Raw genomic sequence first — 9,899 nt, forward strand, 5'->3', positions numbered from 1 at the left:
GTCGCGGATGGGGTCACGCTGGATCGCCTTCGGCAGCGCCAGCACCTGGGTGCCGTCGGTGATGTCGATCGCGAAGATGCGTCATCCGGAGCGGTTCCGGTGACGCAAACCTCTTGATCAACTATTGGGGTGGGGGGTTCAGCGGGCGGCGCAGCTTATCGTGGGGGCGCCGTTGGTCCCTGTGGAGCTGGCCAGGAAGCCGAACGTCGCGGTTCCCGACGGTGCGACAGTGCCGTTGTACGCGACATTCGTCGCTGTCACCGACGAGCCGGACGTCGTCTGGGTGGCACCCCAGATCTGGCTGATCGACTGGCCGTTGGGCCAGGTCCAGCTGGCGGTCCAGCCGGAGATTGGTGAACTGCTGTTGTTCGTGATCGTGACATCGCCCTGGAAGCCACCCTGCCAGGAGCCCGTCGTCTTGTAGCTGGCCGTGCAGCTACCGCCGGCCGGCGGCGGGGTGGTCGTCGGCGGCGGGTCGGTCGGACCGGGCGTCGGGGTGGTCGGCGTGGGGGTCGGCGACGAGGTGCCACCCCTGATGCCGGTCACCTGGCCGTTGCCACCGTCGAAGACCACGTCGGAGCAGCCGAAGAAGTTCTCCTGAGAGTCCGAGCGGACCCAACGGGAGTAGATGATGTGCTGGCCGCTCTTGCCCGACGGCAGGTTGCCGCTGAAGTAGTAGTGGCCGTCGTTGCTGCCGACGCTGCCGCGCTGCGGCGGGTTGGTCACCGTAAGGAAGGGCTGCTCCTCCAGGTCACTCCAGGCCAGGGCCCGGGTCGGGCTCCAGCTGTTCTTCGTGATGTAGAAGTAGAACGTGCCGGGGTGGTGCGCCCAGTTGCTGTACTTGAAGTCCAACCGCGCGCCGGCGGTCAGGTGGGTCAACGGCCAGTCGGTGCGGGCCAGGTCGTAGCCACGGAAACCGGTGGCGCCGCCGCTGCACAGCTGCCCGTCCGAGATGAAGCCGGTGGTACGTCCACCGGCGTCGGAGCGCAGCACGCTGAACCAGTTGTAGAGCGAGTTCGTTCCGCTCTGCGCCACCGCTGCGGAGCACGCGGGGTTCGTCGGCCTGATCTCACCGGTCGTGCTCAGGCCATCCTGCCAGCACAGGTAGGTGCGGCTGCCGGGCGTCATCGCCGCGCCGTGCGCGGCGGCCGGTTGCGGACTGGACGCCAGGGCGACAGCGCCCAGCGCGAGGGTCATGGCCGCGGTGAGCAGGGCGGCCATACGGGAACGGTTCACAGGTTCTCCTGACTCGCGAGGGGCGCTTGCCGAGCCGCCCCGCCGCAATCGGGTGGGATGTGGCGTGATCGCCCCGCTGTCGTGAGCGGTGCGACGATCATGACGACGCGGCCCCGGCGGGAAACAGCCAGTGGACGTGCGCCGTCGACGGTCCTGTCCTGGACCGATGCCCTCGCGTTCAACCAACCCGGCAACCGGCGGTGTCGCAGCCCTCGCACCGCCCGGTACGCGTCATCCCACCACGCCGCAGGGGCCGAGCGCAATAGGTCTTCCTCGATGCATGAGAAGACCCGCCGGTCGTCGGCGGACGCCATATCCTGCGTACGGGGAGCGGGAACGGAGAGGCGGCCGCCGGTGCCGGACGTGTTCGACGAGGTGCACCGCCGCTGCCTCGACGGTGAGCCGGTCGCGCTGGCCACCGTCGTGGCCACCTGGCACTCCGCCCCGCAGCCGCCCGGGGCCGCCATGGTGGTCACGACCGACGGCACGGTCATCGGCAGCGTCTCCGGCGGCTGCGTCGAGGCGGACCTCTACGAACGGGCTCGCCGCGTCCTCCACACCGGCCAACCCGAGCTGTGCCGCTACGGCGTCAGCGACGCCGACGCGTGCACCGTGGGTCTGACCTGCGGCGGCATCCTCGACGTGTTCGTCGAACGCGTCGACGCGAGTGCCCTGCCGACGCTGGCCGCGGTCGCCGCCGCCCGTCGCGACGGCCGCCCGGCGGCGGTCGTCACCTGCGTGGCCGCCGACGCGGCCCCCCGATCAGCCCCCACCACCGATGGCCTCCTGGTCCGCGCCGGCGACGAGCCGCTGGCCCGTGTCGCCGACGGCCCACCGGCTTGCGCCGGGAAGCCATCAGGTGCCGGGCCGACCGACCCGGCCCGGCGGCTCGGCCGGCGGCTGGCGGTGCTGTCCGGCCCCCGGTCCGTCGTCGGCTCGCTCGGCGACGACCGGCTCGACGATGCCGCCAGCGCCGACGCCCTCGGGTTGCTCGCCGCCGGGCGCGCCGGAATGCTGCGGTACGGCTACCACGGGCAGCGCCGGGGCAGCGGCGTCAGCCTCTTCGTGACCACGTACGCCACCCCGCCCCGCATGATCGTCTTCGGGGCGATCGACTTCGCCGCCGCGGTGGCCCGGATCGGCGCGTTCCTCGGCTACCGGGTCACCGTCTGCGACGCCCGACCGGTCTTCGCCACCGCGCGGCGTTTCCCCGAGGCGGACGAGGTGGTGGTGCAGTGGCCACACCGCTACCTGCGTACGGAGTTGGCGGCCGGCCGGCTCGACGAGCGGACGGTGGTGTGCGTGCTCACCCACGACCCGAAGTTCGACGTGCCGCTGCTGGAGCTGGCGTTGCGCCACCCGCTGGCGTACGTCGGGGCGATGGGCTCCCGGCGCACCCACGACGAGCGGCACAAGCTGCTGAGCGAGGCGGGGCTCAGCCAGGCGCAGCTCGCCCGGCTCGCCTCTCCGATCGGGTTGGACCTCGGTGGTCGTACCCCGGAGGAGACCGCCGTGAGTGTGGCCGCGCAGATCGTCGCGGCCCGGTGGGGCGGCACCGGCCGACCCCTGGCGGCGCTCGGCGGGCCCATCCACCAGCCGGGGTAGCGCGGACGTCGGTGCGGGCCCTTCGCCGCTCATCGGGCCGCGCGTTGTGCCAGCCTGGTGCCACGGCGATCGGCGGGCGGCGGCGACGAGAGGATCGGCATGGGATACGCGGTGGTGCTCGGCGAGGCGCTCGTCGACCTGCTCGACGGCGAGTTGGGCGGGGAGCGGGTCTATCGGCAGGCCATCGGCGGCGGCCCGCTCAACGTCGCGGTCGGGGTGGCCCGACTCGGCGGTGCGGCACAGTTCGTCGGCTCGCTCGGTGACGACGCGCTGGGTGGGCGGATCCGCGACTTCCTCACCGCAGCCGCCGTCGGGGTGGCCGGTGCGATCACGGTGCCGGCGCCGACCACGCTCGCGGTGGTCACGTACGCCGGGCCGGAGCCGGACTTCCGTTTCTACGGTGAGCCGGCCTCCTACGGCCTGCTCGGCCCCGACGATCTGGACCTGGCGTTGCTGGAGGGCGCGGACGTGCTCTACTGCGGCTCGATCGTGCTGCTCCAGCCCGGCCCGTTGGCCGCGGCCCGACGGGCCTGGTCGCTCGCCACCGGTCTGCGGGTCTTCGACCCGAACGTCCGCCCTCGGCTGCTGGACGGGCCGGCCGCGCTGCACGGGCTACGCGAGGTGGTGGCCGAGTTCGCCGCCGGCGCGCACCTGGTCAAGCTGAGCGCCGCCGACGCCGTGCTGCTCTATCCCGGTGAGCCGGTCGAGGGAGTCGCGGCATACCTGCGTGAGCTGGGGGCGGCCACAGTGGTGGTGACGCTCGGCGCTGCGGGCGCGGTGCTGGCCGCCGCCGACGCCGACCCGGTCCGGGTGCCGGCCCCCACTGTCCACGCGATCGACGCCACCGGCGCCGGCGACTCGGTGATGGCCGCGCTCATCGCCGACCTGCTTGTCGACGGCGAACCGGAGAACCCGTCCGGCTGGACCCACCGGGTGGCCTTCGCGTTACGGGTGGCCGGCCTGGTCTGCGAATCCCAGGGCGGCGCCACCGCCATGCCCACCCGCGCCGAAGTCCAAATCCGCTTCAACACCTGACCCGCCTTACCCCGTACCCCGCGCCCCCCGCGCCCTCCACCGCCCTCCGTCGATCATGGAATTGTGGTGCCGGAATTCAGGATATGTATGACTTTTGCGGCCCACCACAACTCCATGATCGACGCAGGGCGGGGCGGGGCGGGGCGGGGCGGGGCGGGGCGGCGAGGTCGGCGTTGGTGAGGAAGGGGCTTGAACCCGTTGTCACCGGCCGGTCAGGCCGTGCCGTTCAGCTCGAGGTAGCCCCGGTGCGCGGCGACCAGGGCGGGGCGGGCGCCGAAGGGAGCTTCGGCGGCCACCCGTTCCGGCGGGGCGCTGCCGGTGTGCGCGGCCCGGATCAGCCACGCCAGCTTCGCCAGCTCCGCGTGCTGGGCCCGGACGAAGTCGACGTCCACCGGCTCACCGTGGCCCGGGATGACCACCGTGCGCGCGGTGGTCAGCCGCAGCAGGTCCGCGACCGCGTCGGGCCACTTCAGGGGGTACGAGTCCTCGAAGGCGGGCGGGCCGCTCTGCTCCACCAGGTCCCCGGCGACCAACACGTCGGCGTCCGGCACGTGCACCACCAGATCGGCCTCGGTGTGCCCCCGACCCGGGTGTCGCAGCAGCACCCGCCGGCCGCCCAGGTCGAGGGTCGTCTGGACGTGCACGCTGTGCGTCGGAGCGAGCAGCGGGGTGTCGGCCAGCTCGGCGGCGAGCGCCGGGTGCTCCGCGCGTAACTCCTCGTACGCCTCCCGGCGCAGCCGCTCAGGCTCCTCGCGCAGGGCGGCGGCGGCCAGTTCGTGCGCGTACACCGGGCGGGTTGGGTCGCCGGCCAGGACGGCGTTGCCGAAGCAGTGGTCGTAGTGGTGATGGGTGTTGACAAGCGTCAACGGGCGGTCGGTGACGGCCCGGACGGCCGCGGCCAGCTCGGTGGCCTGGGCGGCCGACGAGAGCGTGTCCACAAGCAGCGCCTCGTCGTCGCCGACGACGAGTGTGACGTTGACCCGCAGCAGCGGCTCGGCCAGCACGTGCACCCGGTCGGCGACCTCGACGAAACCGGCGTTCACGATGGTCGCCCGGCGCGCTCGACGAAACGCCCCCGGTCGACCAGGATGCGGTCCACCCGACCCCGGGCCACCGTCTGATCGCCGTCGCTGACAGTCACCTCGAACGACAGCCGACGACCGTCGACGGTCGCCAGCAGCGCCTGCGCGCGGACCGTCCGGCCGACAACCGTCGGCGCGAGGTGCTCCAACTCGACCCGGGTGCCCACCGTCGTCGAACCGGGCGGCATGCCGGTCGCCGTCGCCGCGACGGTCGCCGCCTCGGCCAGCGCCAGCACCCGGGGAGTGCCAAGCACCGGTACGTCCCCGGAACCGACCGCCTGGGCGGTGTCCGCGTCGGTGACGGTCAACTCGACCTGGGCGGTCAGACCCGGCGCGAAGGCCGGCTCGGGCTGCTCCTGCATGGTCGTCAGCCTAGGTGCTCACCGGACGACTGGAGCACGCGCCCGGTGATCCGGGCGCACCCACCCCCCGTGGCCATCGGGTGGTCCCCGTCGGTCGATGCCGTACCCGTCGTTAACCTTGACCCCGATGGCCGTCGTGACTGACCCCCAGCCCCCCGCCCGGACCGACCCGCCCGCGTCCCCGGACGGGGGTCGTCGGCGCGTCATCGCCATGACCGTCTGGGCGGTGGCCTTCGTCGCCGCGTGGCTGGCCATCGGTTTACCCACCGACCCGGCGTACGCCTTCGTCTGGATCTGGGCCGCGACCATCGCCTGGAACAGCGACCGGCCGTGGCGCAGCCACCTGCGCTTCGCCCGGGACTGGGTGCCGGTGGTGCTGCTGTTCGTCATCTACAACCTGTCGCGGGGGTTCGCCGACAACGGGGCCACACCGCACGCGATGGAGCTGATCGTCGCCGACCGGTTCATGTTCGGCTGGGCCACCGGTGGCGAGGTGCCCACCGTCTGGTTGCAGCAGCACCTCTACCACCCGCAGGTGCACTGGTGGGACGTCGCCGCGAGCTGGGTGTACTTCTCGCACTTCGTGGTGGCGCTTGCCGCCGCCGCGGTGCTCTGGCTGCGCGATCGGCACCGCTGGGCCGCGTACATGCGGCGGTGGGGTTTCCTCTGCGCGGCCGGCCTGGTCACCTACTTCGTCTACCCGGCCGCCCCGCCCTGGTGGGCGGCGCAGAACGGCCTGCTCACCGAGGTCGCCCGGATCTCGACCCGGGGTTGGAAAGCCTTTGGCATGCACGGTGCCGGCAACGTGCTCAACGCCGGCCAGATCGCCTCCAACCCGGTCGCCGCGATGCCGTCGCTGCACACCGCGTGGGCGTTGTTCGTGGTGCTGTTCTTCCTGACCGCCACCCGTCGTCGCTGGTGGCCGCTGCTGCTCGCGTACCCGCTGGCGATGACCTTCACCCTGGTCTACTCGGGTGAGCACTACGTGATCGACGTGCTGGTCGGCTGGGCGTACGTGGGGCTGACCTTCCTGGTTGTCGGTCTGGCCGAGCGCGCCTGGGCGGCGTGGCGAGTCCGCCACCCGAAGGCCGGAACGCAACCGCCCCCCAACCCCAACCCCACCCCCGACCCCCCACTCAACGCGGTCGGGGGCGAAGGCCGGGCCCGATCGTGTTGATCAAGAGGTTTGCGTCACCGCGTATCCGATTCTTGACGCAAACCTCTTGATCAACGGGGTCAGGGGGGTTGGGGGTTAGGTGGGGTGGCGGGCTTGGTGGGCTCTTTGGGTTAGGTCGGCGGCCAGGGCCCAGGCTTCGGTCAGGTCGCGGTCCTGGGCGGTGGCGCCGGAACCGCCAGCGGTGTCCGCGTGGACGGAGGCCAACCCAAGGCGGCGCTGGAGAGGCCCCTGGACGACTCGTACGCTCTGGATCCGGGCGTACGGCACGATCACGAGCTGCCGGGTGAGCCGGCCGGACCGGGTGGCGAACACCCGCTCGAACAGCCCCGCCCCGAACGCGGCACGGCCCAGCGGGTGCAGCCAACGGGTCCGGCGTGGTGGCGGGCTCAGCGTGAGCGCGTCGAGGCGTACCCCGGGAAGCACCTCGGCGACGATCATCGTCGCCGTCGGCAGGTCGCCGACCGGCAGCAGCCGGTCGGGCCGGTTGCGGTCGTCGGCCTCGGCGACGGAGTAACCGGCCACCTCCAGGCGCAGCCGCAGCCAGCCCTTGACCCGCCACAACAGCGGCCAGGTGGCCCGCACGGTCTGCACCCGCTCCAGCGGCACGGTCTGGGCCCGTGTCTCCAGCAGGCCGTTGTGCACCCGCAGTGTGCCGCCGTCACGGGCCAGCCGGAAGTTCCAGTCGTCGAGGACCCGGCGGATCGGTTGCAGCAGCACACCCGCCATCGCGGTCAGTGTGCTCGCCACCGCGACGAACGACCACGACCCGGCGGTGAGGAACTGCACCACGACGAAGGCCACACCGAACGGCAGCAGGAACGCCTGCGGGGTGAGCAGTTGGCTGACAAGCAGGTTCTGGTTGCGTACCGCGTGCAGTGGTCGGCCCGGCACGGCCGCCGGCGGCGTCGGCGCACCCGGGACCACCGGGGCGGCCGGGTCGCCCGGCGCGGGTAGCTGCGCCACCCGCCCGGCCAACGCCAGCAGACGCTCGCGCAGCAGGGTCGCCTCGGCCACCCCGAGGTACGCCAGTGGCGCCTCGGTCTTGCCGCCGCCGACCACCTCCAGGCGCAGTTCGGCCAGGCCGGTGAGCTGGGCGAGCAGTGGTCGCACCACCTCCACGGCCTGCAACCGTTCCAACGGGATCGCCCGGGTACGCCGCCAGAGCAGCCCTTCGTACACCCGTAGCTCCCGGCCCACGACGTGGTAGCCGGTGTTGTACCAGCTGATCACCGACAGCACCGTCGCGCCGAGCGCCAGCACCGCCACCATGGCGGCGAACCAGCCGAAGCCCACCCGGGACAGCGTCGACCAGGACAACCCGGCGATGACCACGACCAGGGACTTGGCCCCGTGCAGCACCGGGCTGAGCGGGTGCAGTCGCTGTCGGGGTTCGCCGTCGTCGCCGCCCGCCGGTGCCGGCCACGGCGCAGCCGCCCCTGGCGGCGTCGGGCCGGTCGGCACCGGCTCCGGTGGTGTCGGGCCGGTCGGCACCGACCCTGGCGGCGTCGGGCCGGTCGGCACCGGCCCCGGTGGTGTCGGGCCGGTCGGCACCGGCCCCGGTGGTGTCGGGCCGGTCGGTGGCACGGTGCTCGGCTCGGCGGGCCTGTCGCTCATCGGAGCGGCCCTCGACCCGGTCGGGGCGGATGGTCGTCGAGGCCGACCTGCCGCAGCCGGCCGCCGGCGCTGGTGCTCACAGCCCCTCCGCCCGGTCCTCGCCGAGCGCGGTGAGTCGATCGCGCAGCCGGGACGCCTCCGCCGGGCGCAGCCCGGGCACCCGGGCGTCGCTCGCCGCCGCTGCCGTGTGCAGCTGCACGGTGGCCAGGTCGAAGGCGCGCTCCAACGGCCCGGCGCTCACGTCGACGAACTGCATCCGTGAGTACGGCACGATGGAGAGCCGGCGGACCAGTAGGCCGTGCCGGACCAGCAGGTCGTTCTCCCGCTCGGCGTACCCCCAGGCCCGGACGGCGCGGACGATCGCGACGGCCCGCCACGCGCCGAGCACCAGCACGGTGGCGACCGCGAGCCCGAACAGCCAGTGGCCGCTGAACGCCCAGCCGACCGCCGTCACCGCCAGCCCGATGCCGACCACGACCGCCAGCCGGATCAGTTCCACCCAGATCAGGTCGGTGGAGATCGGCTGCCAGTCGACAGTGTCGGGCCAGGGCTCCAGCGGACCCCGGCCGCCGGGCGCGGCGGACTCCGGGCCGAGTGCGGTGGGCGCCGGGAACGCGCCGGGCGGCGGCTCGACGCCTGTTGGTGCGGTGGCCGGGGTGGGCGGCCAGGACGGGGAGGTGGGGCCGGAGGAAGCCGGAGGGTCGCCGCTCACAGGTCGAGCGTAGGCGATCCGGGCACCGGAGTGACGGCACGCAGGAAGCCCCGAGCGTCGAGGAAGTCACCGAGGCTGCTCCGGTGCTCGGCGCAGGCCAGCCAGGTCTTGCGCCGATCGGCGTCGTGCAGGCGGGGATTGTTCCACTCCAGCGACCAGACGGCGGCCGACCGGCAGCCCCGGGCCGAACAGACCAGGGCCTCGTCGGCGGGGGAGGGGATGCTCATCCCGGCCAGTCTAGGGCGGCGGGACGGGGAGTTTGAGCGCCGGGCGACCACGGGGGGAGCCGCCCGGCGACGGGGTGAATCGTACACGCGCCAGGCCGGTCTGTGCACGCCCGCGTTGCGCGATTCGGCTGCTGGGGACGGCACGGTCAAAATCGGCTTCTCCCCACCTCGACACTCAGCAAGGCGTGCGAGTCTTGATACCGCACGAGCCGCGACGAGCGACGACCGACGAACGCTGTGGAGGACCGGTGGCCCAGCCGACCATGCCCGACGCCCCGACGCCGAACGGAGCGGCACCTGCGCCGGTGACCACGCCGGCGCAGGACGCCACCCTGCTGGAGAAGGGCCTGTTCGAGATCAAACGTGTGATCGTCGGGCAGGACCGGATGGTGGAGCGGATGTTCGTCGCGCTGCTCGCGCGCGGTCACTGCCTGCTCGAAGGCGTGCCCGGGGTGGCCAAGACGCTTGCCGTGGAGACCCTCGCCAAGGTCGTCGGCGGGTCCTTCGCCCGGGTGCAGTTCACGCCGGACCTGGTGCCCGCCGACATCATGGGCACCCGGATCTACCGGCAGTCGAGCGAGAAGTTCGACGTCGAGCTGGGCCCGGTCTTCGTCAACTTCCTGCTCGCGGACGAGATCAACCGGGCACCGGCGAAGGTGCAGTCCGCGCTGCTTGAGGTGATGAGCGAGCGGCAGGTGTCCATCGGCGGGGAGAGCCACCGGGTGCCCGACCCGTTCCTGGTGATGGCGACCCACGCCTCGACCGGTACGACGAGATGGCCACCGAGGCCGAGAAGACCCGCAAGCTCGACTTCGAGGAGATCCAGATCCCGCCGGGCCCGCGCCTGGG

General features: G+C 72.8%; 10 protein-coding genes and 1 pseudogene. 4 read left to right on the top strand and 7 right to left on the bottom strand.

The window, feature by feature from the left end:
* Together ACWER9_RS31135 and ACWER9_RS31140 are read right to left on the bottom strand one after the other, a co-directional pair.
* Positions 1-81, bottom strand: a pseudogene (locus ACWER9_RS31135) (50S ribosomal protein L25/general stress protein Ctc); the annotation flags it as partial.
* A 57-nt stretch (positions 82-138) separates the two neighbouring features.
* A complete protein-coding gene (locus ACWER9_RS31140) occupies positions 139-1,221 on the bottom strand; it encodes a lytic polysaccharide monooxygenase auxiliary activity family 9 protein (RefSeq protein WP_452305220.1) in 1,083 nt (360 codons plus the stop codon).
* A gap of 369 nt (positions 1,222-1,590) precedes the next feature.
* Here ACWER9_RS31140 and ACWER9_RS31145 point away from each other — a divergent pair, with 369 nt between their 5' ends.
* Both ACWER9_RS31145 and ACWER9_RS31150 read left to right on the top strand, forming a co-directional pair.
* Positions 1,591-2,841 carry an XdhC family protein gene (locus ACWER9_RS31145; RefSeq protein WP_452305211.1) on the top strand — a complete coding sequence of 417 codons (1,251 nt, stop codon included), beginning with the start codon at positions 1,591-1,593 and terminating at the stop codon, positions 2,839-2,841.
* Positions 2,842-2,940: 99 nt separating this feature from the next.
* A complete protein-coding gene (locus tag ACWER9_RS31150; protein ID WP_452305212.1) occupies positions 2,941-3,876 on the top strand; it encodes a PfkB family carbohydrate kinase in 936 nt (311 codons plus the stop codon).
* A gap of 212 nt (positions 3,877-4,088) precedes the next feature.
* Here the strand turns inward: ACWER9_RS31150 and ACWER9_RS31155 are convergent, their stop codons facing one another.
* Both ACWER9_RS31155 and ACWER9_RS31160 read right to left on the bottom strand, forming a co-directional pair.
* A complete protein-coding gene (locus ACWER9_RS31155; RefSeq protein WP_452305213.1) occupies positions 4,089-4,919 on the bottom strand; it encodes an MBL fold metallo-hydrolase in 831 nt (276 codons plus the stop codon).
* Positions 4,916-5,320 (bottom strand): thioesterase family protein, encoded by a 405-nt coding sequence (locus tag ACWER9_RS31160; protein ID WP_452305214.1) that lies wholly within the window; start codon positions 5,318-5,320, stop codon positions 4,916-4,918. The genes ACWER9_RS31155 and ACWER9_RS31160 overlap by 4 nt, the downstream gene beginning before the upstream one ends.
* A gap of 127 nt (positions 5,321-5,447) precedes the next feature.
* Here ACWER9_RS31160 and ACWER9_RS31165 point away from each other — a divergent pair, with 127 nt between their 5' ends.
* The gene (locus tag ACWER9_RS31165; protein ID WP_452305215.1) at positions 5,448-6,497 is read left to right on the top strand and encodes a phosphatase PAP2 family protein; all 1,050 of its coding nucleotides are present in this window, start codon (positions 5,448-5,450) and stop codon (positions 6,495-6,497) included.
* 75 nt (positions 6,498-6,572) lie between these two features.
* Here ACWER9_RS31165 and ACWER9_RS31170 read toward each other — a convergent pair whose 3' ends face one another.
* The 3 genes from ACWER9_RS31170 to ACWER9_RS31180 all read right to left on the bottom strand — a co-directional run bounded on the left by ACWER9_RS31170 (position 6,573) and on the right by ACWER9_RS31180 (position 9,050).
* The gene (locus tag ACWER9_RS31170; protein WP_452305216.1) at positions 6,573-8,111 is read right to left on the bottom strand and encodes a PH domain-containing protein; all 1,539 of its coding nucleotides are present in this window, start codon (positions 8,109-8,111) and stop codon (positions 6,573-6,575) included.
* Between the two features lie 76 nt (positions 8,112-8,187).
* Positions 8,188-8,823, bottom strand: coding sequence for a PH domain-containing protein (locus ACWER9_RS31175; RefSeq protein ID WP_452305217.1), 636 nt, complete (start codon positions 8,821-8,823; stop codon positions 8,188-8,190).
* Positions 8,820-9,050, bottom strand: coding sequence for a hypothetical protein (locus ACWER9_RS31180; RefSeq protein WP_452305218.1), 231 nt, complete (start codon positions 9,048-9,050; stop codon positions 8,820-8,822). Before ACWER9_RS31180 ends, ACWER9_RS31175 begins: the two co-directional genes overlap by 4 nt.
* 248 nt (positions 9,051-9,298) lie before the next feature.
* Here ACWER9_RS31180 and ACWER9_RS31185 point away from each other — a divergent pair.
* On the top strand, positions 9,299-9,899 hold a 601-nt coding region (locus tag ACWER9_RS31185; protein WP_452305219.1), incomplete at its 3' end, for an AAA family ATPase.

It is taken from the genome of Micromonospora sp. NPDC003944 (assembly GCF_053605225.1).

Bases quoted from the DNA above. Each gene is read 5' to 3' on its own strand.
- ACWER9_RS31140 (WP_452305220.1), bottom strand. From the start codon at position 1,221: ATGGCCGCCCTGCTCACCGCGGCCATGACCCTCGCGCTGGGCGCTGTC.
- ACWER9_RS31150 (WP_452305212.1), top strand. From the start codon at position 2,941: ATGGGATACGCGGTGGTGCTCGGCGAGGCGCTCGTCGACCTGCTCGAC.
- ACWER9_RS31160 (WP_452305214.1), bottom strand. From the start codon at position 5,320: ATGCAGGAGCAGCCCGAGCCGGCCTTCGCGCCGGGTCTGACCGCCCAG.
- ACWER9_RS31165 (WP_452305215.1), top strand. From the start codon at position 5,448: ATGGCCGTCGTGACTGACCCCCAGCCCCCCGCCCGGACCGACCCGCCC.
- ACWER9_RS31170 (WP_452305216.1), bottom strand. From the start codon at position 8,111: ATGAGCGACAGGCCCGCCGAGCCGAGCACCGTGCCACCGACCGGCCCG.
- ACWER9_RS31180 (WP_452305218.1), bottom strand. From the start codon at position 9,050: ATGAGCATCCCCTCCCCCGCCGACGAGGCCCTGGTCTGTTCGGCCCGG.